The organism is Microbacterium suwonense (assembly GCF_030296555.1).
Lineage (GTDB): Bacteria > Actinomycetota > Actinomycetes > Actinomycetales > Microbacteriaceae > Microbacterium > Microbacterium suwonense.
Genome location: NZ_AP027728.1, coordinates 2,555,921 through 2,579,297 on the forward strand (window position 1 = coordinate 2,555,921; position 23,377 = coordinate 2,579,297).

The 23,377-nt window shown below is 69.4% G+C and carries 26 protein-coding genes and 1 pseudogene; 14 read left to right on the forward strand and 13 right to left on the reverse strand.

The features are described 5' to 3' along the window. Positions 1–11 precede the first annotated feature (11 nt). The gene (locus QUE33_RS12785) at positions 12–926 is read right to left on the reverse strand and encodes a J domain-containing protein (RefSeq protein WP_350226461.1); all 915 of its coding nucleotides are present in this window, start codon (positions 924–926) and stop codon (positions 12–14) included. Between the two features lie 41 nt (positions 927–967). Here QUE33_RS12785 and QUE33_RS12790 point away from each other — a divergent pair, with 41 nt between their 5' ends. After that, positions 968–1,147: a hypothetical protein gene (locus tag QUE33_RS12790; RefSeq protein WP_286300537.1), complete on the forward strand. Its 180-nt coding sequence runs from the start codon at positions 968–970 to the stop codon at positions 1,145–1,147. A 14-nt stretch (positions 1,148–1,161) separates the two neighbouring features. Here the strand turns inward: QUE33_RS12790 and QUE33_RS12795 are convergent, their stop codons facing one another. After that, on the reverse strand, positions 1,162–1,962 hold the full coding sequence (locus tag QUE33_RS12795) for an alpha/beta fold hydrolase (RefSeq protein ID WP_286300538.1): 801 nt from the start codon (positions 1,960–1,962) through the stop codon (positions 1,162–1,164). Positions 1,963–2,179: 217 nt separating this feature from the next. Here QUE33_RS12795 and QUE33_RS12800 point away from each other — a divergent pair, with 217 nt between their 5' ends. After that, entirely contained in the window at positions 2,180–3,661 is a 1,482-nt protein-coding gene (locus QUE33_RS12800; protein ID WP_286300539.1) for an MATE family efflux transporter, read from the forward strand. A 149-nt stretch (positions 3,662–3,810) separates the two neighbouring features. Continuing rightward, on the forward strand, positions 3,811–4,224 hold the full coding sequence (locus tag QUE33_RS12805; RefSeq protein ID WP_286300540.1) for a hypothetical protein: 414 nt from the start codon (positions 3,811–3,813) through the stop codon (positions 4,222–4,224). A 618-nt stretch (positions 4,225–4,842) separates the two neighbouring features. Here the strand turns inward: QUE33_RS12805 and QUE33_RS12810 are convergent. After that, the gene (locus QUE33_RS12810; RefSeq protein ID WP_286300541.1) at positions 4,843–5,520 is read right to left on the reverse strand and encodes a flavin-containing monooxygenase; all 678 of its coding nucleotides are present in this window, start codon (positions 5,518–5,520) and stop codon (positions 4,843–4,845) included. A gap of 10 nt (positions 5,521–5,530) precedes the next feature. On the opposite strand from QUE33_RS12810, the gene QUE33_RS12815 reads away from it, so the two are divergent. After that, positions 5,531–5,836 carry a LysR substrate-binding domain-containing protein gene (locus QUE33_RS12815; RefSeq protein ID WP_286300542.1) on the forward strand — a complete coding sequence of 102 codons (306 nt, stop codon included), beginning with the start codon at positions 5,531–5,533 and terminating at the stop codon, positions 5,834–5,836. Between the two features lie 89 nt (positions 5,837–5,925). On the opposite strand, the gene QUE33_RS12820 is transcribed toward QUE33_RS12815, so the two are convergent. Both QUE33_RS12820 and QUE33_RS12825 read right to left on the reverse strand, forming a co-directional pair. Next, complete coding sequence (locus tag QUE33_RS12820; protein ID WP_286300543.1) at positions 5,926–7,647, reverse strand: AMP-binding protein; 1,722 nt, start codon at positions 7,645–7,647, stop codon at positions 5,926–5,928. Positions 7,648–7,894: 247 nt separating this feature from the next. Next, a complete protein-coding gene (locus QUE33_RS12825) occupies positions 7,895–8,275 on the reverse strand; it encodes a hypothetical protein (RefSeq protein ID WP_286300544.1) in 381 nt (126 codons plus the stop codon). Between the two features lie 137 nt (positions 8,276–8,412). Here QUE33_RS12825 and QUE33_RS12830 point away from each other — a divergent pair, with 137 nt between their 5' ends. Then, a complete protein-coding gene (locus QUE33_RS12830; protein WP_286300545.1) occupies positions 8,413–8,829 on the forward strand; it encodes a hypothetical protein in 417 nt (138 codons plus the stop codon). A gap of 203 nt (positions 8,830–9,032) precedes the next feature. Here the strand turns inward: QUE33_RS12830 and QUE33_RS12835 are convergent, their stop codons facing one another. Genes QUE33_RS12835 through QUE33_RS12845 form a run of 3 tightly spaced genes read right to left on the reverse strand, consistent with a single transcriptional unit; the run spans position 9,033 to position 10,332 of the window. Further along, positions 9,033–9,734: a hypothetical protein gene (locus tag QUE33_RS12835; RefSeq protein ID WP_286300546.1), complete on the reverse strand. Its 702-nt coding sequence runs from the start codon at positions 9,732–9,734 to the stop codon at positions 9,033–9,035. Next, on the reverse strand, positions 9,716–10,000 hold the full coding sequence (locus tag QUE33_RS12840; RefSeq protein WP_286300547.1) for an HAAS signaling domain-containing protein: 285 nt from the start codon (positions 9,998–10,000) through the stop codon (positions 9,716–9,718). The genes QUE33_RS12835 and QUE33_RS12840 overlap by 19 nt, the downstream gene beginning before the upstream one ends. After that, positions 9,997–10,332, reverse strand: a complete 336-nt coding sequence (locus tag QUE33_RS12845; protein ID WP_286300548.1) for a PadR family transcriptional regulator — start codon at positions 10,330–10,332, stop codon at positions 9,997–9,999. The genes QUE33_RS12840 and QUE33_RS12845 overlap by 4 nt, the downstream gene beginning before the upstream one ends. 125 nt (positions 10,333–10,457) lie before the next feature. On the opposite strand from QUE33_RS12845, the gene QUE33_RS12850 reads away from it, so the two are divergent. Beyond that, positions 10,458–11,093, forward strand: a complete 636-nt coding sequence (locus QUE33_RS12850) for an acyl-CoA synthetase (protein ID WP_286300549.1) — start codon at positions 10,458–10,460, stop codon at positions 11,091–11,093. After that, entirely contained in the window at positions 11,090–11,500 is a 411-nt protein-coding gene (locus tag QUE33_RS12855) for a hypothetical protein (protein WP_286300550.1), read from the forward strand. Before QUE33_RS12850 ends, QUE33_RS12855 begins: the two co-directional genes overlap by 4 nt. A gap of 3 nt (positions 11,501–11,503) precedes the next feature. Here QUE33_RS12855 and QUE33_RS12860 read toward each other — a convergent pair whose 3' ends face one another. Then, complete coding sequence (locus QUE33_RS12860; protein WP_286300551.1) at positions 11,504–12,469, reverse strand: PQQ-dependent sugar dehydrogenase; 966 nt, start codon at positions 12,467–12,469, stop codon at positions 11,504–11,506. A gap of 313 nt (positions 12,470–12,782) precedes the next feature. On the opposite strand from QUE33_RS12860, the gene QUE33_RS12865 reads away from it, so the two are divergent. Further along, positions 12,783–14,198, forward strand: coding sequence for an MFS transporter (locus QUE33_RS12865; protein WP_286300552.1), 1,416 nt, complete (start codon positions 12,783–12,785; stop codon positions 14,196–14,198). 63 nt (positions 14,199–14,261) lie between these two features. On the opposite strand, the gene QUE33_RS12870 is transcribed toward QUE33_RS12865, so the two are convergent. From QUE33_RS12870 to QUE33_RS12880, 3 genes and pseudogenes are all read right to left on the reverse strand, one after another. Then, the gene (locus QUE33_RS12870; protein WP_286300553.1) at positions 14,262–14,507 is read right to left on the reverse strand and encodes a hypothetical protein; all 246 of its coding nucleotides are present in this window, start codon (positions 14,505–14,507) and stop codon (positions 14,262–14,264) included. Then, a complete protein-coding gene (purB, locus tag QUE33_RS12875) occupies positions 14,504–15,877 on the reverse strand; it encodes an adenylosuccinate lyase (RefSeq protein ID WP_286303159.1) in 1,374 nt (457 codons plus the stop codon). The genes QUE33_RS12870 and purB overlap by 4 nt, the downstream gene beginning before the upstream one ends. A gap of 55 nt (positions 15,878–15,932) precedes the next feature. Next, positions 15,933–16,364: pseudogene (locus QUE33_RS12880) on the reverse strand (low molecular weight protein-tyrosine-phosphatase); the annotation flags it as partial. A 177-nt stretch (positions 16,365–16,541) separates the two neighbouring features. Between QUE33_RS12880 and QUE33_RS12885 the strand changes: the two are divergent. Continuing rightward, positions 16,542–16,805, forward strand: coding sequence for a hypothetical protein (locus tag QUE33_RS12885; protein ID WP_286300554.1), 264 nt, complete (start codon positions 16,542–16,544; stop codon positions 16,803–16,805). Further along, positions 16,802–18,145 carry an alpha/beta hydrolase family protein gene (locus QUE33_RS12890; protein WP_286300555.1) on the forward strand — a complete coding sequence of 448 codons (1,344 nt, stop codon included), beginning with the start codon at positions 16,802–16,804 and terminating at the stop codon, positions 18,143–18,145. Before QUE33_RS12885 ends, QUE33_RS12890 begins: the two co-directional genes overlap by 4 nt. A 22-nt stretch (positions 18,146–18,167) precedes the next feature. Here QUE33_RS12890 and QUE33_RS12895 read toward each other — a convergent pair whose 3' ends face one another. Continuing rightward, positions 18,168–18,569: a phage holin family protein gene (locus QUE33_RS12895; protein WP_286300556.1), complete on the reverse strand. Its 402-nt coding sequence runs from the start codon at positions 18,567–18,569 to the stop codon at positions 18,168–18,170. A 57-nt stretch (positions 18,570–18,626) separates the two neighbouring features. Between QUE33_RS12895 and QUE33_RS12900 the strand changes: the two genes are divergently transcribed. The 4 genes from QUE33_RS12900 to QUE33_RS12915 all read left to right on the forward strand — a co-directional run bounded on the left by QUE33_RS12900 (position 18,627) and on the right by QUE33_RS12915 (position 23,373). Further along, the gene (locus tag QUE33_RS12900; RefSeq protein ID WP_286300557.1) at positions 18,627–19,694 is read left to right on the forward strand and encodes a histidinol-phosphate transaminase; all 1,068 of its coding nucleotides are present in this window, start codon (positions 18,627–18,629) and stop codon (positions 19,692–19,694) included. A 219-nt stretch (positions 19,695–19,913) separates the two neighbouring features. Then, positions 19,914–21,041, forward strand: coding sequence for a thiamine pyrophosphate-dependent dehydrogenase E1 component subunit alpha (locus QUE33_RS12905; RefSeq protein WP_286300558.1), 1,128 nt, complete (start codon positions 19,914–19,916; stop codon positions 21,039–21,041). Beyond that, positions 21,038–22,018: an alpha-ketoacid dehydrogenase subunit beta gene (locus QUE33_RS12910; RefSeq protein WP_286300559.1), complete on the forward strand. Its 981-nt coding sequence runs from the start codon at positions 21,038–21,040 to the stop codon at positions 22,016–22,018. The genes QUE33_RS12905 and QUE33_RS12910 overlap by 4 nt, the downstream gene beginning before the upstream one ends. 14 nt (positions 22,019–22,032) lie before the next feature. Then, entirely contained in the window at positions 22,033–23,373 is a 1,341-nt protein-coding gene (locus tag QUE33_RS12915; RefSeq protein WP_286300562.1) for a dihydrolipoamide acetyltransferase family protein, read from the forward strand. Positions 23,374–23,377: the final 4 nt, after the last annotated feature.

Consider the following 23,377-nt stretch of genomic DNA (forward strand, 5'->3'; position numbering starts at 1 on the left):
GCCCCGACGACTCACGGCAGCAGCACGCGCGCTGCCTGGGTCATCCTCGTGCGCACATCGAACGCCTCGGTCACACCCAGCGGACGGACTCCCGGGATGCCGCCGCGCAGCACGGTCTGCAGGGCGCTGCGGCGCACGGCGGCGACGGCCAGCCCTCGCACCGATCCGAGCGCGTTGACCGGCTCGACGAGATCGTCGTCCGGCAGGATCAGGATCGCGCCGGCGAAGCGCACGCGGGCCGTGCGCGCGATGGTGCGGATGCGGGAGAGCAGGTCGGCCACCGGGGTGCTCTCGCCCACGCCGTTGCCGATCGCCTCGCCCTGACGGAAGCGCACCGGCTCGCCGAAGTCCTCCGACATCAGCCCGTACAGCCCGGTGGGTCCGAGCACCGCATGATCGAGTTTGCGGGCGGCATCCGCCCCGCAGACCACGTCGTGCCACGCGGTGAAGCCGATGCCCAGCTGGCCGATGGCCGCAGCGGCGCTCTCTTCGGCGAGGGCGGAGGCCAGCATCCGTCGCACCTCCCACGGCGCGCTCCGCACGGTCGCGCCGTCGTACGCCTCGCCCGCCGTCACCGGGCGTCCGAGGTGCTCCGTGAGCAGCTGGAGATAGCGCAGACGTCGCCACGCGCCGGCGCGTCCGTAGGACGTGGTGCGCGGTCGCGTACCGGTTCGACCAGCGGATGCCGGCGGTGCGCCCCACTCCGGAAGCTCGCGTCCGCGATCGTAGGCGGCCCGATCCTCGGGTGTGCCGACGTGCTCCCAGGCGTGCTGCACGCGGATGAACTCCGAGGCATCCCCACCGGTGTCCGGATGCGTCTGCCGCAGCCGCACACGGTAGGCCCGGCGCAGCGCCTCGTCGTCGACGGTCGCCGCGACGCCGAGCACCTCGTACGCGGATGCCGACAGCGGCCCTTCAAAGCTCACTCCCACACGTTAGACCGACGGCACCGCGTACGCTGATATCCATGACCAAGAACACCATCTGGACCGTGCTGGGCGTCATCCTCGCGATCGTCATCGCGTGGTGGCTGGTGAACGTGCTGTTCTCGGTGCTGGTGCTCGTCGTCAAGCTGCTGATCGTGGCGGTCGTCGCCGTGGTGGTGTACGCCGGCATCCGGGCGCTCACCCGCAGCGCCCGCGACTGACCCTTCCGCCTGCACTACCCTGCCCGCAGGAACTCCAGCGCGGCCAGCCGGAAGGCCTTTGAGCCGAGGGCGTTGAAGTGGTGCCGCCCAGGGATCTCGAAGAACGAGCTCTGCGGCGCGGCTTCGGCCAGCCGGCGCGAGCCCTCGATCACGGCATCCTCTGATCCGGTCGCGAACAGCACCGGCTGCTCGGGTGCCTGTGCGGGATCGGGATCGATCGACCGTGACGAGCGCATGCCCTCCGCCAGCGCGAGCAGGGCGTCGAGGTCGTTGCCGGCGACCCGCTCGGCCAGCTCGACGTAGCTCTGCGTGGCGGGATCGGTGACTGGGGTGCCGTCGGCGATGTAGCGGCGCACCTGGCCGACGTCGAGTCGATCCAGTGGGATGCCGTCGGGCACGCCGCCGAGCACGGCACGGGTGATGCGGTCGCCGAGATCCCGCAGCACCTGCCAGCCGACCCGGGCACCGAGCGAGTAGCCGGCGTAGAGCGTCTCGTCGATCAGGAAGGTGTCGAGCACCGCTTCCACATCGCGCGCAAGGCTGCCGACGGCGTAACCGTCGGCGTCGTGCGGCTTCTGGCTGGCGCCGTGCCCTCGCAGGTCGATGCCCAGGATGCGGTAGCCCTCGCGCTCCAGCATCCGCACCCATCCGGTGTGCAGCCACGTGTCGGCCGTGCTCGAGGCGAACCCGTGCACGAGCACGACGACCGGTGCGTCCAGCTCGCCCCACGAGTACGTCGCCAGGCCCACGCCGTCGCCGACCTCGACGAACTGAGGTGCGGGCAGGTTGTTCAGTGAGGAGAGCAGATCGGACACACCTCCATCATGCTCCCGCACAGACGGGGTGCGCTCGGGTTCGGGCCGGGTATTCACCCCTGCGGGTGTTTCGGCATCATCGGAATCCGGGTGCCGCCCATTCCGTTCTTCGAATCGATTCGATAGACTTCTGCGATGCGGCGCCGTGACCGATCACGGTGCCGATCGTCGTCTCCGGCATCCTCTCCTCCTTCCTCCTCTTTCTTCTGAGACCCCTATGGCTACCACCCTCATCACCGGGCGCCCGTGGCGCGTCATCCTCGCCTTCTCCGTGCCGCTGCTGATCGGCAACGTCGTGCAGCAGCTGTACCAGTTCGTCGACGCCGTCGTCGTTGGCCGTCAGCTCGGCGTGAACTCGCTCGCGGCGGTCGGCGCCACCGGCAGCCTGATCTTCCTGGTCATCGGCTTCGCGTGGGGACTCGCAAGCGGCTTCGCGATTCCGACCGCGCAGGCCTTCGGCGCATCCGACGCTGCGGGCGTGCGCCGCTCGGTCGCCACCGGGACCCTGCTGACCGCTGCCACCAGCCTGATCCTGACCGTGCTCGGCCCCCTGATCGCGGCGCCGTTCCTGCAGCTGCTGCAGACCCCGCCCGAGCTGATGGCCGAGGCCACCGCGTTCACGCAGGTGACCTTCATCGGCGGCAGCACCATCATGTTCTTCAACTACCTGGCCGCGATCATCCGCGCGATCGGCGACTCCACCACGCCGCTGGTGTTCCTCACCATCTCGTGCGGCCTGAACGTCGGCCTCGTCATCCTCATGGTGGGCCCGCTGCAGTGGGGCGTCGCGGGAGCCGCATGGGCGACCGTGGTGGCGCAGGCGATCTCGGTGCTGCTCTGCCTGCTGTACGTCTGGCGCCGGGTGCCGGTGCTGCACGTGCGTCGCGCGGACTGGAAGGTCACCCGCGCCAACATCGTCGAGCACCTGCGGCTTGGTCTGCCGATGGGCTTCCAGGCCTCGATCATCGCCATCGGCGCACTGATCGTGCAGGTGGCGCTGAACACGCTCGGCGCCGAAGCGGTCGCCGCCTACACCGCAGCATCCCGCGTCGACAGCCTCGCCAGCGCCTTGCTCGCCTCGCTGGGTCTCGCCGCCTCGATGTACGCGGCGCAGAACTTCGGGGCCCGGCGCCCCGATCGCATCCGCCGCGGCACCAAGCAGGCCATCTGGATGGCGGTGATCGCCTCCGTCACGCTCGGCGTGATCATGGTCACCCTCGGCGTGCCCGCCATCCGGCTGTTCGTCGGCGACGGCGCCGACGAGGTCGTCGAGCTCGCGCACCTCATGCTCATCATCAACGGCGTCACCTACGTGCTGCTCGGAGTGCTGTTCGTGCTGCGCGGGGTGCTGCAGGGACTCGGCCGGGTGCTCGTGCCGACCATCACCGGCATCATCGAGCTCGTCATGCGCGTGGTCGCCGCGGTCGTGCTCGGCGCCTTCCTCGACTTCGGCGGGGTTGCGCTCAGCAACCCGCTCGCCTGGCTCGGCGCTGTCGCGCTGCTCATCCCCGCCTATGTGCGCGCGCATCGCGACCTCGCGCGCATCCCGGTCGCGCCCGCCGAGACCACGCTCACGACCCCGATCGCGATCGTCGGCCCCACCGACGGATCGATGGTGGTGGATGCCGTCATGACGGCGCCGATCCCGGTCGCAGCGCCGCGCCTCTCGCGCCTGCGGGTGCCGCGCCGGAAGCGCTGACCAGGCCTCGCGACACCACGCCGACGGTTCACGCATCGGTCTCGGGAATGATGCCGAATCGTTCCCGAGAGGGATGGAATCGCCCGATGGCCGCGCGTAACCTCGGAGGTGTCGCGCCGGGGAGCGCGACAGGACCGGGGGGTCGCAGAATGTCCACACTCGCACTGACGAAGGCACTGATGTCGATCTTCGTGCCGATCGGAGTCACCGGAGCGGTCATCGCGCTCGTCTGCGCGCTCGTCGCCGTCATCGCGCTCGCGCGGGGCGCGGCCGGGCTCGCCGGCGGTGCGATCGGCGTCTGGATCGTCGGCACGCTTCTCAGCCTGTCGGCGTCGTTCGCGAACCAGTGGCTGCCCGTGCTAGTCGCGCTGCTCGGCCTCTCGATCGCGCTGGTCGCGGGGGCGATGATCCGGCTGGCCGTGCGGACGGCATCCGCTTCGCGCGCCGCGGCGCCCGCGGTACCTGCGGCACCCGCGGTGGAAGCCCCGGTCGTGCCTGCCGCTCGCCCCGCCGGCTCGCGCACGCCGACCGTGCGCGCCGAGAAGCTGCGCGTCGCCTCCTGACGTCGGCGGGCCGTCACTACGTGCTCAGGTGCACGCGTGAACGGAACGGCGAGGGGTCGAAGGACGCGTTCTCCGCGCGGAAGGCGTGCGCGAACTCGGGCCACACCACGGTGAGACGTCCGCTGCGCGCGTCGAGGTACCAGCTCGAGCATCCGCCGCTCACCCAGACGGTTCCCTGGCTGCGCCGGTCCAGCTCATCCATGTAGGCGTCCTCGATCTCCTGCGGGACCTCGAGCACGGTGTCATCGGCGAGCAGGTACTCGATGCCTCCGACGATGTAGTCGATCTGCGACTCGATGATGTAGATCGCGGAGTTGTGTCCGAGCCCGGTGTTCGGGCCGTTGATGAGGAAGAAGTTCGGAAAGCCCGACACGGTCATCGCGCGGTAGGCGGACATGCCTCCCGACCAGCGGTCGGCGAGGAGCTCGCCGTCGACGCCGCGGACGCGGTGCGAGATCGGCAGATCGGCTGCTTCGAATCCGGTGCACAGGATCAGCGCCTCCAGCGGGTGCTCGGTGCCGTCCGCGGTGACGACACCTCGCTCTGTCACCCTCTCTATCCGGTCGACCACCAGTTCGACGTTCTCGCGCCGCATCGTGGCGTAGTAGGTGTTCGAGATCAGGATGCGCTTGCAGCCCGGATCGTAGTCGGGGGTGAGCTTCGCCCGCAGCTCTTCGTCTTGGATCTCCGCGGCAAGGAAGTCGAGCGACTGCGCTCGCGCCTTCTCGATCGCCTGCGGAACCATCCGGCGCGCGGCGTAGTTTCCTCGTTCGTCCAGAACAGGTCTCGTCTGACCTCCTCCATCAGCCCGGGGAACTTCCGGAAGGCTTCGCGTTCATGATCGGCGTACGCACGCTCTTCGCGAGGGATGATGTAGGGCGCGGATCGCTGGAAGACCGTTACAGACTTCGCGATCGCCGCCATCTGCGGAATGACCTGGATTCCGGATGCCCCCGTGCCGATGACTCCGATCCGCTTCCCGTGGAGCGTGGCCTCGTGGTCCCACGCCGCCGAGTGGAACAGGTCTCCCGCGAACTGATCGATGCCCGTGATCTGCGGGGCCTTCGGATCGGCGAGATGTCCGGTCGCGGCGACGAAGACGCGTGCTCGCCAGGTGCCGGCGGTGGTCGTCACCACCCAGCGCTCGAGCTCGCCGTCCCAGCGTGCGTCGAGGATCTCGGCGTGGAAGACCACGTGCGGCAGAAGCCCCTCGTCCTTCGCGGTGCGGCGCAGATACTCGTAGATCTCCGGTTGGGGGAGAACACGCGCGACCACGACGGATTGAGAGAATCTCATCCTCCTGGACATGACGCCGATCAACGCGCTCGTGCCGGACCTCCTGGACAGGTACGGCGTGTCGTCCATCCCGCTGTACCGGTCGAGCAACGTCGAGACCGTCCGCGCCCTCGTGGCCCGCGGCCTGGGATACTCCGTCATGGCGATCCCTCCGCTCGATCCGGGGGCAGGCGGCGACCCGACGGTCGCCATCCCTATCAGCAGCGACTATCCCCGCGGTCACATGGTTCTGGCCACTCGGGATGCCGCGCACGTGACGGCGCGCACGCGGGCCATCGTCGAGCAGTGTCGGCGGATCTTCGCAGATTGGCTGTGAGCAGGGTCACCACGCTTGTTCGCCCGATGGGCCCTTCCGCGTCTCGACGTCGATCACGAACTGGTCGCGCACGCGACCTGGAGCCGTCCTCACCGGTGGTCGCGGTCGAAGTGCTGGCCCGTGCTGTCGCCGGATGCCACGCGCTCGGCCTCCCGCGCCCGCAGCTCCACCCGGCGGATCTTGCCCGAGATCGTCTTCGGCAGCTCGGGCACGAACTCGATGATGCGCACCCACAGGTGCGACGACAGCCGCTCCCGCGCGAACGCGAACACGGCGCGGGCGGCATCCGTCTCGTCGCCCTCCGCGGCATCCGCGCGCAGGCATACATACGCCTTCGGCACCGCGAGCCGCGTCGGGTCGGGGCTGGGCACCACGGCGGCCTCGATCACGAGCTCGTGCTCGAGCAGCACCGACTCGAGCTCGAACGGCGAGATCTTGTAGTCCGAGGCCTTGAACACGTCGTCGGCTCGGCCGATGTACGTGAGGTAACCCTCGGCGTCGCGTGCGGCGATGTCGCCGGTGTGGTGGTAGCCGCCCGCGCGCGACTCGGCGGTCTTCTCGGCGTCCTCGAAGTACCCGGCCATCAGCCCGACCGGCGATTCGGCGAGATCGAGCGCGATCTCGCCCTCGCCGTCGGTCGGCTCGCCGGTGACGGGGTCGAGCAGCACGACCGGGTACCCGGGCAGCGGGCGGCCCATCGAGCCGTCTTTCACGACCTGCCCGGGGGAGTTGCCGACGCACGCGGTCATCTCTGTCTGCCCGAAGCCGTCGCGGATCGTGCCGCCCCACGCCTCGCGCACCCGGGTGATCACCTCGGGGTTGAGCGGCTCGCCGGCGCCGACGAGCTCGCGCGGCGGGCGGGTGAGCCGTGACAGGTCGGCCTGGATCAGCATCCGCCACACCGTCGGCGGGGCGCAGAACGTCGACACGTGGTGCGTGTCCATCACCTGCATCAGCGTGTTCGCGTCGAAGCGGTCGTAGTTGTACACGAACACGGTCGCCTCGGCGAGGAACGGCGAGTAGAAGCTCGACCAGGCGTGCTTCGCCCAACCCGGCGACGAGATGTTCAGGTGCACGTCGTCAGGTCGCACGCCCAGCCACCACATGGTCGACAGGTGCCCGACGGGGTATGACAGGTGCGTGTGCTGCACGAGCTTCGGGCGGCTGGTGGTGCCCGAGGTGAAGTACAGCAGGGCAGTGTCGGATGCCGGTGTCGGTCCGTCCGGTTCGAACGCCGGGTCGGCGTCGGCGGATGCCGCGAAGTCGTGCCACCCTTCGGCGGCGCCTCCCACCGCGACGCGCAGCATCTCGGCATCCGTCATCCGCACGGCTTCGGTCACCCGGTCGGCGAGGCTGCCGAGCGCGATCGCCGCGCGGGCGCGTCCGTGCGTCATCCGGTAGGAGAGGTCGGATGCCGACAGCAGCGTCGACGTGGGGATCGCGATCGCGCCGATCTTGGTGATCGCCAGCATGATCTCCCACAGCTCGATCGTGTTGTCGAGCATCACGATCAGGTGGTCGCCGCGGCGGATGCCGAGGTCGCGCAGCCAGGACGCGACCTGGTCCGAGCGGGCGGACAGCTCTCCGTACGTCCAGGTGCGTGCCGAGAGGTCTGCCGAGACGATCTGCACGGCGGGCCGGTCGGGGTTCTCGCAGGCCACCACGTCGAACCACTCCAGCGCGAAGTTGAACGTGTCGACCTGCGGCCAGGCGAACCCGGCGCGAGCGCCCTCGTAGTCCTCGCCGTGGGCGAAGAGGAAGTCGCGCATCTCGCGGACGGCGATCGTTGCGGGGGTGGCGGATCGGGTCATCGGTGGCTCCCTTGCTCGGCGGACCCCTCCATCTTCACCCCGCGAGGTTCAGAGCGGTCACGGCGGCGCACGATTCGCAGCTCACTGGCGAGGATGCCGAGCACGACCAGCAGCCCTCCCCGCAGTGCGGCGACGACGGATGTCGGTCGAGATCACGGATGTCGGCCCAGAACGCCCGATCCGGCCGACATCCGTCGTTCGAGCCGACATCTGTCGCGGGCAGGGGCGGAGGAGAAGGCCGAACGGCTCAGTCCGGCCGCTCGCCGTACCCCCACCGCATGGACAGCGCGCCGGGCCCGAAGCCCCGTCGGATCGCGTGCAGCGAGAGCGCGCCGTCGAGTGCGCGCGGCGTGATCACCTCGCCGAGCGGCGTCTCCTCGACCTCCTCGATCCAGTCCGGCACTCCGGCGGGATCGAACCGGGTCCAGAGCAGCAGCTCCCGGGACTGGAACGCGATGCCATGACCCGTGCCGTCGCTGCGCGGGAACTCGGGCGGATACACCACCGCCCACTCGATGAGCGTGGAGGCCGGTGCCGTGACGGGCTGCTCGGGCTCGAACATGAATCCGTGCACCTCGCGGCTCTCATGCGTGTGTCGTGCGGAGATGCGGCCGCCGCCGACGGCCACGAAGTCCGGGGAGGAGTCGGGGTGCCCGGGGTCAGCTCGACGAACGGGATTGCCGAGACGACACCCGAGGTGGCCTGCACCAGCAGCCGCGTGGTGCGTCGCAGCGGGCGCCCGTCCGGCCCGACGTCGGTGACCGCATGGATCGTCAGCTCGCGCGTCGGATCCGGATAGACCGCGCCCATCGCCAGGAACGTCTCACGCACGCGCTCTTCCATCAGCTCTTCGTCGAACGGGAAGGCCGTCGAGCCGAGCGGCCCGGTGCGCATCGACGGCCCGAGTCGTTCGAGCAGCGCACCACGGTCGAGGTCGAGCAGGTCCTCCAGGTCGGCGATCGCGGCCAGGGATTGCGCGCCCTCGGGGTGACGCGCGCCGGAGCGCCAATAGCTGAGCGTCGCCATCGACACCGGATTGCCCCGATCGGCGAGACGCGCGTGCAGACGGGCCAGGGTGACGCCGCGCTCACGGATGGCAGTGCTGAGCATCTCGGCGAACGACGTCGCCGACTGTTCGTCAGAAGTTGTCCCGGTCGTCACAGCTACCCCCTCGGTATGTGAACACCTCACGCATAGATTGGCACACGGTTGGGTGAGTGCCACTGCTGGGGCAGCGGAACGCGCCGAACCGCAGAGGGACGTGCAGACCATCGGTCGGCACGCACACTCCCTACCTGATCGCCCAGCCCCCGTCGGCGCGCAGGCGGGCCGACGGCTTCTGGGGATGCCGTCGGCCCGAATCCCCTCCAGCCCGCGTCGTCGAGTCAGACCCGCCGGGATGCCGTGACCGCGTGCGCGAGGCCGATGGTGAGCCAGAGCCCGCCGAGCCAGATCACCAGTAGGGCGAAGAGCTCGCCCGACACGAGTGCCCACGCCAGCATCACCAGACCGAGCGCGGCGAGCACCCACCCGGCGGCGCGGTAGCCGATGGCGATGAGCACGGCGAGCACGAGGACCGCGGCGAGGAACGGCCACCCCCAGGCGCTGATCTGGAAATCAGAGCCCTCCGCGGGATCCGCGTAACGACCCGGCATCCCCCGGAACACGGGCAGCAGGAATCCCAGCACCGGCAGCGCCGCCAGAACCCCTCCCACGATGCGCCAGGTGACTCCGAAGCCCGACCGCCGCAGCCGCACCCAGGCGATCAGCGCGGCCCAGCCGAGCATCACGGTCGGCAGGAAGAATCCGCCGATGGTGAAGCCGCCGACGACGGCCATCAGAGTGAGCAGGACGGCGGCGGCGGATGCCGTGGCCGTGCGCGCTCGCCGCGGTACGACCATCGGCACCAGGGCGATCAGTGCCGGAACGAGCGCGATGAGTGCGACCCAGAGCCCGTTGACCTCGGTGAGCGTCTGCGTCATGTCGACGTGCGTGCTCGTTCCGTCCGACGACATCGTGTCGACCGAGCCGGCGTAGGACGGCATGATGAACGCCACCACCACGCCGATCACGATCGCCAGCACCACGGCCGCACCCTGCAGCACGCGCCAGGCGAACTCCGCCCGGGTGACCTCCGCCCGGGAGTCCTCTGCTCGAACTCCTCCCGTGCCCGGTCGGCGATCTCCTGCGGCGCGCCCAGCGCGCGGATGGTCTCCTCGATCGGCCGTCCCGCCTCCTCGGCATCCGCGAAGTGACCGCGCAGGTCGTCGAGAACCGTCGCGCGATGCTCGGGGGCGATGCCGTGCAGCATCCGCTCCACCGCGTGCAGGTAGGTGTCTTCGGCGGTCATCATGCTCCCTCGAGGATGGTGTCGACCTCGGCGCCGAGTGCGCGCCAGACGGTCGCGAAGGTGGTCAGCTGGTCGCGGCCTGCGGGCGTGATCGTGTAGTACCGGCGCGGCCGCCCGCCGCCGACCGCTTCGGTGCGCGTGTCGACGAGGGCGCCCTCGCGCATCCGCGCGAGCAGCGGGTAGAGGCTGCCCTCGCTCGCGATCAGCCCCCGCCGCTGCAGGTCGGATGCCAGCTCCAGCCCATACCGCTCGCTGCCGGCGAGCAGGCCGAGCACGCAGTACTCCAGCACCCCTTTGCGGAGGTTGGTCGCGATGCGTTCGGCGTTCTCGGACATGTCGCCCACTGTAATCGTGCATAGCAATGATTGCAATACAAGGTTCGCCGTGCCCGCACTCTCGTGCAGGAGGCGCATAACCCTCCGCGGCGTAGACTGGCAGGGTCACCGATCCGAGGATGGTTATGCCCGCCGCTTCCCGCACTTTCACTGCGCGCCACGTGCAGCTGACCCGCGCCGCCCTGGCGGCGGTGGCGGCCCTCATGATCACCTTCTCCACCGATCACTCGGCGAATCTCGGACTGTCCGTGTTCGGCGGCTTTGCGATCGCCACGGCGCTGGTGCTCGCGCTCGCCGCGATCATCGTGTATCCCGCGGGACGTCGCTGGCCGGCTCTGATCCTCGCGGGCCTGTCGTTCGTACTGGGCATGGCCGGCGGGATCCCCGCGCTGCGCTCGGACGGGCTGTTCTTCGGTCTGGTGATCGCCTGGGCGGCGCTGACCGGGCTCGTGGAGCTGATCGCCGGCATCCGCCGGAAGGGCACCGAGGGCGCGCGCGACGCGATGGTCGTCGGAACCCTGGGCCTGCTGCTCGCCCTGGCGCTGGCGATCGTGCCGGCCGGATACCTGTACCAGTACACCTCTCCTCAGGGTGAGGCCCTTGAGCTGACCGGCATCATCATCGGTGTCGGGTTGTTCGGCGGCTATGCCGCCATCGTGACGGTCTTCCTGGGCATCGCCGGCCTCACGCCGGGTGCGAAGAAGACGGTCAGGACGGATGCCGGCACGGACCGCCTGGCCGAGCACGGAGGACACGCATGACCGAACAGAAGCCGACCCGACGCGACATCCTGCGACCACTGCATCTGGTGGGCATTGCGCTCGCCTGCGGAATCTTCGCTGCCGTGGTCACCCTGGTCTCCACCGGCGCGTTCACCACGCGGGTGAACAAGGCCATCGCCAACGGCACCTACAACGACCTGCCGCCGGTCACGCTCGGTCTGATCGTCGGCGGCATCTCGTTCATCGTCACGCTGCTGCTGATGGCGATGCTGATGCTCGCCGTCAACCCCGCCGACGTCACCAAGACCATCGACCGGCCCGTGCTGGTCGACCCCAAGCCGAAGAAGTCCGACAAGCACGCCGCCGGTGGGGCGGAAGCGGATGCCGCTGACGAGCCCTCCGCAGACACGGGTGACGCTTCGGACGACGGTCCCTCGGGGAACTGACCCTCACCCCTCCGGGAACGCCGGCTGGATCAGCCGGTCATCGCCCTCGCGCGGCTGCCCGCGGCCGTCGGTGTTGTTCGTCAGCACCCAGAACGTGCCGTCCGGCCCCGGGACGACATCGCGCAGCCGCCCGAACCTCTCGTTGAAGAACGACCACGGCTCCTCATCCGGATGCGCCGGGTCGAACAGCCAGAGCCGCTGGCCGCGCAATCCCGCGATGTACACGGTGTCGTGGATCACCGCGATGCCGCTGGGGCTGGCATCCGCCGGCGCCCAGACCGCCACCGGATCGATCGCATCCGCCGCGCCCGCCTTGCCCTCGTAGTCGGGCCAGCCGTAGTCGCCGCCGGCCTCGATCCGGTTCAGCTCGTCCCAGGTGTCCTGCCCGAACTCGCTCGCCCACATCGTTCCCGAGCTGTCCCAAGCGAGGCCCTGCACATTGCGGTGCCCGAGCGAGTACACCGCGGTGCCGTACGGGTTGCCCGGCGCCGGATCGCCCGTCGGCGTCACCCGCAGGATCTTGCCACCCAGGTACTCCGGGTCGCGGGCGCGCTCGCGCCGCCCGGCATCGCCGGTACCGATGTAGAGCATCTCGTCGGGACCGAAGGCGATGCGCCCGCCGTTGTGAGTCGACGCGTGTGGGATGCCGTCGATCACGGTCTCCTCGCGGTCGGTGTCCAGCTGCAATGATCCCGGATCGCCGGTGACCGGCATCCGCACCACCCGGTTGTCTTCGTCGGTCGCGTGGTATGCGTACAGCCAGCGGATGCCGTCGATCTCGCGCACCGCGAGTCCGTTCAGCCCGGCCTCACCGCCGGAGACCATGCCGGGAACGTTGCCGGCCGTGCGCAGATCCCCGGATGCCGTGAGCTCGCGCACCTGCCCGTCGTCACGCTGCGAGATGAGCACCCCGCCGTCGTCGAGGCGCACCACCGACCACGGGGCGTCGAGACCGGATGCCAGGGTCACCGTCTCCTCCTGCAGCGACGGCGTCGACGGCAGGCAGGCCGCGAGGGGAAGAACCAGCAGGAGGCTCGCCGTCGTGATCAGCCCACGCGAGGGGGACGGTTCACGCGCATGATTCCTCCTCGGCATCCGGTGTACTCCAGCATCCCCCACCGGGCCGCAGATGGAAACCGCTGGTGGGCGGGTGCTTTCACCCGCCGAATCCATCCGCGGCACGTGGTAGCGGATGGAGAACGTCGCTCAGAATGCTGACCCGCCGACTTTTTCCATCCGGGTGCCGGGGAATATTCGGAACACGTGCACGCTTGTGGCAGTCATGACCACCTCTGTCGATCGCTCCGGGATCGGACTGCGATCCGAGCGTGGTCCGGTACTCGGCGCACTGATGCTGTCGATCGGGCTGATAGCGATAGACGCGACCATCCTCGCCACCGCCGTGCCCAGCATCGTGCGCGACCTCGGCGGCTATCAGCAGTTCCCCTGGCTGTTCTCGGTATATCTGCTTGCGCAGGCGGTGAGCGTGCCCATCTACTCGCGCTTCGCGGACACGATCGGGCGCAAGCCGGTGATCCTGCTGGGGATCGGGCTGTTCCTGGTCGGCTCGGTGCTGTGCGGCTTCGCCGGGAGCATGTTGTGGCTGATCCTGTTCCGCATCGTGCAGGGACTCGGGGCCGGAGCGGTGGCGCCGATGTCGATGACGATCGTCGGCGATATCTACACGGTCGCCGAGCGCGCCAAAGTGCAGGGCTACACCGCCAGTGTCTGGGCGATGGCCTCGGTGGTCGGGCCGGCACTGGGCGGCGTCTTCGCCCAGCTGGAGGCCTGGCGCTGGATCTTCTTCGTGAACATCCCGCTGTGCGCGCTGGCCGCATGGATGCTGCTGAAGCACTACAAGGAGCAGAAGCAGACCCGCAGACATCGCATCGACTTCTCCGGCGCCGTGCTGCTCACCGTCGGCCTCACCGGCATCATCCTCGGCCTGCTGGAGGGCGACAGCGCCTGGGCGTGGATCTCGGTGCCGAGCGCCATCTGCTTCGGCGGTGGGGCACTCGCCCTCATCGCGTTCGGCATCGTGGAGCGCCACACGGCCGAGCCGATCATCGACTTCGCGCTGATCACGCGGCGGCTCATCCTCACCACGACTCTCACCTCGTTCGGGATCGGTGCGCTGCTGATCGGGGTGACCAGCTTCGCGCCGGCCTACCTGGAGGGTTCGCTGGGCATCATCCCGCTGCTCTCCGGTCTCGCGGTGGCGGCACTCACCGTGGGCTGGCCGATCGCCGCGGGCCTCGCCGGCCGGATGTATCTGCGCATCGGCTTCCGCCGCACGTCGATGATCGGGGCGGCCATCGCGACGGTGGGAGCGACCGGGCTCGCCCTCACAGGACCATGGCCCAGTCCGTTCACGGTGGCCGGCATCGCCTTCATCCTCGGCTTCGGACTCGGCTGGACGTCTGCTCCGACCCTCGTGGCCGCTCAAGCATCGGTCGGCTGGGGCGAGCGCGGCGTGGTCACCGGTATGAACGCCTTCGCCCGGTCAGCCGGCAGCGCGGTCGGCGTGGCCATCCTCGGCGCGATCTCGAACGCGGTGATCGCACAGGGTGCGGGCCCGCACGATCCGGCGACGATCATCGCGGCATCCACCTGGGTGTTCGTCGGCGCCTCGATCACCGCGGTCCTGACGCTCGTCGCGCTGCTGTTCATGCCGCGCGACGTGCCGGACGGCGGCTGAGCTGCGGGGCGGCTCAGGCAGCTGCCTTCTCGTAGGCGTGCAGCTGGACGGCGATACGCTCGATCAGGTCATCCACGGACCGCCGGCGTAGCCGGCCTTGAACATGCGTGCGCCCTTCAGCCTGCTGCGCAGCAGCTGCTTCGCCGTCAGCGTCGCAGGCTCGCCGCGCTGCCACGACGCCAGCGCGGCCCGGCACGCCTCCAGAAGCTCGTCCACGGCGCCGATGTCATAGCTCGGACTGCGCACGGTGGGAAACGGCGTCTGCGGCAGCTGGGCCGTCGCGACCTCTTCGGCGGTGATCCCCGTCACTTGGCCAGTCCCTCCGCCAGGCCTGTGTAGGTGGCCGGGGTCAGCGCGAGCAGGCGCTGCTTGGCGGCATCCCCGATCTCGAGCTCCTGCACGAACTCGGCCAGCTCGGCGGCGCCCACCCGGTGTCCGCGGGTGAGGTCCTTCAGCAGCGCATACGGGTCGGTGATGGTGGAGCGGCCGGCCACGACCTCCGCGCGGATGACGGTCTGGATCGCCTCGGCCAGCACCTCCCAGTTGTGGTCGAGGTCATCGAGCAGCACCTCGCGCGAAAGCGAGATGGCATCCAGCCCGCGATGCAGGTTGTCCAGTGCGAGCAGCGAGTGCCCGAACGCCACACCGATGTTGCGCTGCGTGGTCGAGTCGGTCAGGTCGCGCTGCATCCGGCTGGTGACCAGCGTCTGCGACAGTGAGTTCAGCAGCGCACCGGACAGTTCCAGGTTCGCCTCGGCGTTCTCGAAGCGGATCGGGTTGATCTTGTGCGGCATGGTCGACGAACCGGTGGCGCCCGCGACGGGGATCTGCGCGAAATAGCCGAGCGAGATGTAGGTCCAGACGTCGGTCGCGAGGTTGTGCAGGATGCCGCCGGCGTGGCGCACGTGGTCGTACAGCTCCACCTGCCAGTCGTGCGACTCGATCTGGGTGGTGAGCGGGTTGAAGTCGATGCCCAGACCCTCGATGTACTCGCGCGAGACCGCGGGCCAGTCCACGTCGGGGTCGGCGGCCAGGTGCGCCGACCAGGTGCCGGTCGCGCCCGAGAACTTCGCCAGGTACTCGGATGCCGCGATGCGCCCGCGCACCCGCTCCAAGCGCCAAGCGAACACCGCGAGCTCCTTGCCCATCGTCGACGGGGTGGCCGGCTGGCCGTGCGTGCGGGAGAGCATCGCGGCATCCGCATGCTCGACGGCCAGCTCGCGCAGTTTCGCGATCACGGCATCCAGCGCCGGCAGCCACACGCCCTCGACCGCGCGCTTGACCGTGAGCGCGTAGGAGGCGGAGTTGATGTCCTCACTGGTGCACGCGAAGTGCGTCAGCTCGGCGATCGCATCCAGGCCGAGCGTTGCCAGGCGGTCGCGCACCAGGTACTCGACGGCCTTCACGTCGTGGCGGGTGACCGCCTCCTTCTCGGCCAGCCAGTCGATCTCGGTCTGACCGAAGTCGCGGTACAGGCCGCGCAGACGCTGCTTGTCGGCATCCGACAGCGGCGACGTGCCGAACAGCGAGCGGTCGGTGAGCGCGATCAGCCACTCCACCTCCACCTCGACGCGGGCGCGGTTCAACCCCGCCTCGGAGAGGAAGTCGGCGAGCCCGGTGACGGCGGCACGGTAGCGGCCGTCGAGAGGACTGAGCGGCTGGGACGGAAGCGAAGGCAGAGAAGTCAGGGGAGATCCTCCTGATCGGGGCGCCGCATCGCGCGGAGCGTTGTACGGGGGCGCGCACAGCCGGTTCGAGCTGCGAGAAGAGGCCGCGCGTGGCGGTCTCAATCATAGCCAGCACCGAATCGAACATCGGCGGTCCCGCGTAGTAGGGGTCGGGCACGTCCAAGCTCGACGCGCCGCGCTCATAGGCGCGCAGCAGGGTGACCTTGCCCTTGTCGTCGTCGCTACGGGCCCAGGCCCGCAGAATGCGCTCGTGCGTACGATCGAGCGCGACGATCAGATCGTTTTCGGCGAAGGACGCGGCGCTGAACTGCCTCGCCCGATGCGCAGATCCGTCGTAGCCACGTCGGCTGAGCGCCGCCAGGGTGCGTTCGTCGGCGCGCTCACCGACATGCCAGTCGCCGGTGCCGGCGCTGCGCGATACGACGCGTGCGCCCAGTCCGCGCTGCTGCGCGAGCGCACGGAGCACCACTTCGGCCATCGGTGAGCGGCAGATGTTCCCCGTGCAGACGAAGATGACGCGGAAGGGATCCGGTGAGGTCACGCGTCCATTCTGCCTTCATCCACTTCTGTCCCCAATGGCCGGATGCGAGGAGTTGTCCACAGTCTCCGGGAATTCGGGCGGAGTGGGTGCCGGCCATCGCTCAGGCTGGTGGGCATGTACACGATCACAGCGGCGGAGGCGCCGTCGGGCGAGGATCTCTGGGCGGTGTTCTCCGCACTGCGGCTGCTGGACGAGGCTGCGCGGCTCGTCGCGTCCGCACAGACCGAGACCGCGATCCTGGCCGAAGACGCGCACTGGGAGACGAAGGGCATCCGGCGGCTGCGGAGAGCACTGACGGAGCTGTGCGCGTCGCTCGGCGGAGAGTGCAGCGAGCTGCACCATCACCAGGAGATGGTGCGGAGGGTGGCGATGTCATGAGCGGGGAGCTGAACATCACCTCCGGCGGGGCGGTGAAGGTGGATTCGGAGGCGTTCCGCGCGGTCGGACGACGGCTTGGTGCGGTCGCCGGGCGGATGCGGGAAGCAGCCGATGCGACCCGCCGGGCGGCGCATGTTCTGAGCCACCTGTCGCCCTCCGTGGGGCATATCGATGTCGGCAGCATCCGCAGCTGCGCAGACCGCCTGGAGCGCAGGTCGGCCGAGGCCGACTCCGACGCAACGGGAACACAGCTCATGGCCGACGTCTTCGAGGTGGTGGAGTTGCGTGCCGAGCGGGAGGCGCTCGGCATCGCCCGACCCGACGAGGCGCTCGCGCTGCAGGATCGCATCGATGCGCTGCTGGCATCCGATCCACGCATCGGCGACATGGCGACGGTGCTGGTCGCCGGCTGGGAGAAACGGAGGTTCGAAGGCGTAACCGATCAGTCGTGGGACGGGTGGCTCGCTGCAGGAGGCATCGTCGGCGGAACGCTGTCACCTGCCTTCTCCCTCCTGCTCACGCGTTGGCTGACGTCGCATCCGGTCGGCTCGACGATGGGGTTCCTGCGCGATCTGACCCTGAAGTTCGATCGAGGGGTCCTCCCCGCGGACGTCCGCCTGCACGGGGATCCTCCGGCGGTGGAGGTCTCGATGGTCGAGTCCCGCACGGTCGCGCCCGTCGCCGGCCTCAAGGAATCGATGGAGCGTGTGCCGTATGGAAGCAAGGGCCAGGTGGCGGTGGAGAAGTACACGATGAAGGACGGGTCCAAGCGGTTCGTCGCCTACATAGACGGCACACGGGAGATGAAGCCGGGTACCAGCGAGCCGTGGGACTCCGTGGCCGATTGGGAGATGTACGTGGATCGGCGCACGGCAGCGTCGCACGAGGCCACGCTCAAGGCGATCGCGGACGCCGGCGCGAAGCCGGGCGACGCGGTCGATCTGGTCGGCTACTCGCAGGGGGCGATGATCGCCTCTCACATCGCGATGGACAGCCCGTACGACGTCGGAACGCTGATCGTGGCAGGTGACCCGGTGGATCCGGCGCTCACTCGGGACCAGACTCTCGTCAGGCTCGAGAACGGCGCCGACCCAGTGAACGGACTCGCGACCGGCGGCACTGCGGGTGGGACGGGATCTCCGGACAGCTTCACGGTCGCGCGCACCGTCGACAGGAACAGCCCGATCGATCCCCACCTGCACGGGCAGTATGTGGGGACCGCGGCGCAGACGGATGCCTCGAGAGATCCGCGTGTGCGAACCCTCCACGAGAAGTTCTTCGCCGAACTCGGCGAGGCGGCGTCCGTGGAGCGGATGGAGTTCAGCGCGACCCGGCCGTGATCGGCATCCGCTCTCCTCGGCGTCAGCGGCGACGCTTCTTCTTCTGCGGCCGCAGAATGGCGCCGAACACGGCGTTGATGATCGAGATGAGAATGGCGGCGAGCACACCCCACCAGAACGACTCGACGCTTAGGCCCCAGCCGAAGCCGCTGGTGATCCACGCGGTGAGCCAGAGCAGGAAGCCGTTCACGATGAACGTGATCAGGCCGAGCGTGAGGATGTAGAGCGGGAAGGCCACGATCTTGATGATCGTGCCGATGATGCTGTTCACCAGGGCGAATATGGCGGCGACCGCGAGCAGGGTGAGCACGAACTGCAGCGTCTCACCCGGTTCGAAGGCACGCACATCCACCCCGAGCACGGGGATCAGCGTGACCACCCAGATGGCGAAGGCGTTGATGACGACGCGGATGATGAATCGCATGCGCCTATGGTGCCATGCATCCAGCTCGGCAGGGCCCCCGGCTCTTAGACTGATCCCGTGACCGAGCCAACGCTGCCCCGCATCCGTCCCGAGATCGCCGCTCTGCCGCCGTACCGACAGGGCAAGCAGGCGGGCGCTGACGCCTTCAAGCTGTCCAGCAACGAGAACCCGTTCGAGCCGCTTCCATCGGTGCTCGAGGCGCTCACCCGCACGACTCCGATCAACCGGTATCCGGACGCGACCGCGGGGGCGTTGCGGGCGCGCCTGGGTGAGAAGTTCGGCGTCGACGCAGATGCCGTGCACGTCGCTTCGGGCAGCGTCTCGATCCTCTACCAGCTCGTGCTGGCCACGGCATCCGTGGGCGACGAGGTCATCTACGCGTGGCGCTCCTTCGAGGCCTACCCGGGGCTGCCACTGGTGGCGGGCGCGACCGGCGTGCAGGTGCCGCTCGCTCCCGGCGCGCGGCACGACCTGGACGCGATGGCGGATGCCGTGACTGATCGCACCCGCGCGATCATCGTCTGCACGCCGAACAACCCCACCGGCCCGATCGTCACCAGCGGCGAGTTCGCCGCCTTCGTCGCGCGCGTGCCGCAGGACGTGCTGATCATCCTCGACGAGGCATACGCCGAGTTCGTCACCGCCCCGGATGCCGTCGACGGTCTCGCGGAGCGGGTGTTCGAGAAGCATCCGAACGTCGTGGTGCTGCGCACCTTCTCCAAGGCGTTCGGGCTCGCCGGGCTCCGCGTGGGCTATGCGATCGGGCATCCGCGCGTGCTCGACGCCGCCCGCACCACGGCGATCCCGCTGTCGGTCACCTCCTCTGCCGAGCGCGCGGCGATCGCGAGCCTGGATGCCGAGGCCGAGCTGCGCGAGCGCGTCGCGGTGATCGTCGAACGGCGCACGCGACTTCTCGAAGGACTGCGCGCGCAGGGCTGGGACGTGCCCGACTCGCAGTCGAACTTCGTCTGGCTGCCCGCGGGCGAGCGCACCGACGAGGTCGCCGCCGCGTTCGTCGAGGCCGACCTGATCGTGCGGCCGTTCTCGGGCGACGGCATCCGCATCTCCGTCGGCGAGGAGGAGTCGATCGCGCGCGTGCTCGCCGTCGCCGCGTCCCTGCGCTGAGAGCGGCGGATCCGGCCCTTCGCGGGTCGCAGATGGTGGCCTCCCCGAGGGTGGATGCGGCCACTTGTGACACGCGAGCACGGGGCACTTGTGACACGCGAGCGCAGGGGGTGAGCGAGGGGACGCAGGGGCAGGGCGGGAAGAGTCCGGGTACCGGACACTTACAAGGGCCCCCGAATTATGAGTGACCGGGCATGCGGGCGTGGGTAGCGTGGAGCCGTGACTTCGACCGAAACACCCCTCGTTCGCGTCCTGGAAGCGGATGGAACATACGCTCCGTCGGCGGCATCCGAGCCCTACCTGCCCCTGATCGACGCGCTGACCGACGCGGAACTCGAGCAGTTCTACCGTGACATGGTCGTCATCCGAGCCATCGACACCCAGGCCACCAACCTGCAGCGCCAGGGCCAGCTGGCCCTCTGGCCGCCGAGCCGCGGACAGGAGGCCGCCCAGGTCGGCTCCGCCCACGCCGCCCGGCCCCAAGACACGCTGTTCCCCTCCTACCGCGAGCACGCCGTCACCCGCATCCGCGGCGTCGACCCCGTCGACATCCTCCGCGTCATGCGCGGCAACTCGCACGGTGGCTGGAACCCGACCGACCCGAAGAACGGCAACACCCGCATCTACACGCTCGTGCTCGGCTCGCAGACCCTGCACGCCGCCGGCTTCGGCATGGGCCTCGCCTTCGACGGGAAGACGGGCTCCGGCGACGTGGACCGCGACGAAGCCGTCATCACCTACTACGGCGATGGCGCCTCCAGTCAGGGTGACGTGCACGAGGCGATGGTCTTCGCCGCCAGCTACGACGCCCCGGTGCTGTTCTTCCTGCAGAACAACCAGTGGGCGATCTCGGTGCCGGTCGAGACCCAGTCGAAGGTGCCGCTCGTCACCCGCGGCGCCGGGTACGGCATCCCCAGCGTCCGCCTCGACGGCAACGACGTGCTCGCCAGCTATGCCGTCTCGCGCACCCTGCTCGACGAGGCGCGCGCCGGTCGCGGACCGCGGGCGATCGAGGCGGTCACCTACCGGATGGGCGCGCACACCACCAGTGACGACCCGACCAAGTACCGCGGCTCCGACGAGGAGCAGTCCTGGGCGCAGCGCGACCCGATCGCGCGCATGCGCGCCTTCCTCGAGGGGCGGGGTGCGGCGGCATCCGTCTTCGACGATGTCGAGGCCGAGGCGGCGGATGCTGCCGAAGACCTGCGCGCACGCACCGTGGCGCTGACCCCGCCCGCTCGTGAGCTGATCTTCGACCATGTCTACAGCGAGCCGCATCCGCTCATCGACGAGCAGCGAGCCTGGCTGGACGACTACGAGGCCTCGTTCGAAGGGGGTGCGGCATGACACTGGAGACGATGCCCCTCTCGAAGGCGCTGAACGCCGGCCTGCGCAAGGCCATGGAGGACGATCCCCGTGTGCTGCTGATGGGCGAGGACATCGGCCGGCTCGGCGGCGTGTTCCGCGTCACCGAGAATCTGCAGCGCGATTTCGGCGACCGCCGGGTGATCGACACGCCGCTGGCCGAATCCGGCATCGTCGGCTCGGCGATCGGCCTGGCCATGGCCGGCTTCCGCCCGGTGTGCGAGATCCAGTTCGACGGCTTCGTATTCCCCGCGTTCGACCAGATCACCTCGCAGCTGGCGAAGATGACCAACCGGCACGAGGGTGCGCTGTCGATGCCGATCGTCATCCGCATCCCCTACGGCGGGCACATCGGCGCCGTCGAGCACCACCAGGAGAGCCCCGAGGCGTACTTCACGCACACCCCCGGCCTGCGCGTGGTGTCGCCCTCGACCGCGAACGACGCGTACTGGATGATCCAGGAGGCGATCCGCTCGAACGACCCGGTGATCTTCCTGGAGCCGAAGAGCCGGTACTGGCCCAAGGGCGAGGTCGACCTCTCGGCATCCGCCGCACCGCTGCACGCCTCGCGCATCGTGCGCCGCGGCTCGGACGTCACACTCGTCGGCCACGGCGCGATGGTGACCACGCTGCTGCAGGCCGCCGCGCTCGCCGACGCCGAGGGAACCAGCTGCGAGGTCGTCGACGTGCGCTCGCTCTCGCCGGTCGACTACGGGCCCATCCTCGACTCGGTGCGATCCACCGGGCGGATGGTCTACGCGCAGGAGGCCCCCGGGTTCACCAGCCTGGGCGGCGAGATCGCCGCGACCGTCATGGAGCGGGCGTTCTACGCCCTCGAGGCCCCCGTGCTGCGTGTCTCTGGGTTCGACACGCCCTTCCCGCCCGCCAAGCTCGAGGGCACCTACCTTCCGGATGCCGATCGCATCCTGGAAGCCGTCGATCGCTCCCTCGCCTACTGATCAGGATTCCTCCCATGACCACTCAGACCTTCACCCTTCCCGACGTCGGCGAGGGCCTCACCGAGGCCGAGATCGTCGCTTGGAAGGTCGCGCCCGGCGACACCGTGGCCGTCAACGACGTGATCTGCGAGATCGAGACGGCCAAGTCGCTCGTCGAGCTGCCCTCCCCGCACGCGGGAACCGTCGGCGAGATCCTCGCCGCCGAGGGAGTCACGATCGAGGTGGGTGCGCCGATCATCACCTTTGTGACGGATGCCGAGGCCGGCTCGTCCCCGTCGGCTGGATCGGCCACCCAGGACGATGCGGGGGAGAAGGGCGGTGGCTCGGTGCTGGTGGGCTACGGCACCGGCGGCGAGGTCACGTCACGGCGCCGTAAGCCGGCCGAACGTCCGGTGCGCTCCTCGGTGGGCGTGATCGCCAAGCCGCCGATCCGCAAGCTCGCCCGCGACCTCGGGGTCGATCTGACCGAGGTCACTGCGACCGGCGCCGATGGCGAGGTCACCCGAGACGACGTCGTGCAGCATGCCGAGCAGGCCAGCGTGTTCCGCAACATCTCCACGCCCGAGTGGGGCGAGGTGCGCGAGGAGACGGTTCCGGCTCCAGCATCCGCACCGACGGGGCTTGCCCGCGGCATCCAGCCCGGCTCCGATCCGGAGCGCAGCGAATCCATCCCGGTCAAGGGCGTGCGCAAGGCGACCTCGTCGGCGATGGTGCGCAGCGCCTACTCTGCGCCGCACGTGACGGTGTGGAAGGAGGTCGACGCCACCCGCACGATGGAGCTCGTCAAGCGGCTGAAGGCCTCGAGCGACTTCGCCGACATCCGCGTCTCGCCGCTGCTGATCATGGCCCGCGCGGTGATCTGGGCCGCCCGACGCACCCCCATGGTCAACGCCGCATGGGTCGACACCGACGACGGTGCCGAAATCGCCGTGCGCCACTACGTGAACCTCGGCATCGCCGCAGCGACGCCCCGCGGCCTGCTGGTGCCGAACATCAAGGACGCTCAGGACCTGGGTATGAAGGATCTCGCGCGCGCGCTGAACCGGCTCACGCTCACCGCCCGCGAAGGAAAGACCAGTCCGGCGGACCAGCAGGGCGGTACCATCACGATCACGAACATCGGCGTGTTCGGGATGGATGCCGGAACGCCGATCATCAACCCCGGCGAGGCGGGGATCATCGCCATGGGGACGATCGCGCAGAAGCCGTGGGTCGTGGACGGCGAGGTGCGCCCGCGCTGGGTGACCACGGTCGCGGGGTCGTTCGATCACCGCGTGGTCGACGGTGACGGCATGAGCCGCTTCGTCGCCGACGTCGCCTCGATCCTGGAGGAGCCCGCGCTGCTCGTGGAGTGAGTCC

What these genes read in the sequence shown, in the direction of transcription:
- QUE33_RS12790 (WP_286300537.1), top strand. Translation starts at nt 968, where the DNA reads ATGACCAAGAACACCATCTGGACCGTGCTGGGCGTCATCCTCGCGATC.
- QUE33_RS12800 (WP_286300539.1), top strand. Translation starts at nt 2,180, where the DNA reads ATGGCTACCACCCTCATCACCGGGCGCCCGTGGCGCGTCATCCTCGCC.
- QUE33_RS12805 (WP_286300540.1), top strand. Translation starts at nt 3,811, where the DNA reads ATGTCCACACTCGCACTGACGAAGGCACTGATGTCGATCTTCGTGCCG.
- QUE33_RS12810 (WP_286300541.1), bottom strand. Translation starts at nt 5,520, where the DNA reads ATGAGATTCTCTCAATCCGTCGTGGTCGCGCGTGTTCTCCCCCAACCG.
- QUE33_RS12815 (WP_286300542.1), top strand. Translation starts at nt 5,531, where the DNA reads ATGACGCCGATCAACGCGCTCGTGCCGGACCTCCTGGACAGGTACGGC.
- QUE33_RS12820 (WP_286300543.1), bottom strand. Translation starts at nt 7,647, where the DNA reads ATGACCCGATCCGCCACCCCCGCAACGATCGCCGTCCGCGAGATGCGC.
- QUE33_RS12830 (WP_286300545.1), top strand. Translation starts at nt 8,413, where the DNA reads ATGGATCGTCAGCTCGCGCGTCGGATCCGGATAGACCGCGCCCATCGC.
- QUE33_RS12840 (WP_286300547.1), bottom strand. Translation starts at nt 10,000, where the DNA reads ATGATGACCGCCGAAGACACCTACCTGCACGCGGTGGAGCGGATGCTG.
- QUE33_RS12845 (WP_286300548.1), bottom strand. Translation starts at nt 10,332, where the DNA reads ATGTCCGAGAACGCCGAACGCATCGCGACCAACCTCCGCAAAGGGGTG.
- QUE33_RS12850 (WP_286300549.1), top strand. Translation starts at nt 10,458, where the DNA reads ATGCCCGCCGCTTCCCGCACTTTCACTGCGCGCCACGTGCAGCTGACC.
- QUE33_RS12855 (WP_286300550.1), top strand. Translation starts at nt 11,090, where the DNA reads ATGACCGAACAGAAGCCGACCCGACGCGACATCCTGCGACCACTGCAT.
- QUE33_RS12865 (WP_286300552.1), top strand. Translation starts at nt 12,783, where the DNA reads ATGACCACCTCTGTCGATCGCTCCGGGATCGGACTGCGATCCGAGCGT.
- QUE33_RS12885 (WP_286300554.1), top strand. Translation starts at nt 16,542, where the DNA reads ATGTACACGATCACAGCGGCGGAGGCGCCGTCGGGCGAGGATCTCTGG.
- QUE33_RS12890 (WP_286300555.1), top strand. Translation starts at nt 16,802, where the DNA reads ATGAGCGGGGAGCTGAACATCACCTCCGGCGGGGCGGTGAAGGTGGAT.
- QUE33_RS12895 (WP_286300556.1), bottom strand. Translation starts at nt 18,569, where the DNA reads ATGCGATTCATCATCCGCGTCGTCATCAACGCCTTCGCCATCTGGGTG.
- QUE33_RS12910 (WP_286300559.1), top strand. Translation starts at nt 21,038, where the DNA reads ATGACACTGGAGACGATGCCCCTCTCGAAGGCGCTGAACGCCGGCCTG.
- QUE33_RS12915 (WP_286300562.1), top strand. Translation starts at nt 22,033, where the DNA reads ATGACCACTCAGACCTTCACCCTTCCCGACGTCGGCGAGGGCCTCACC.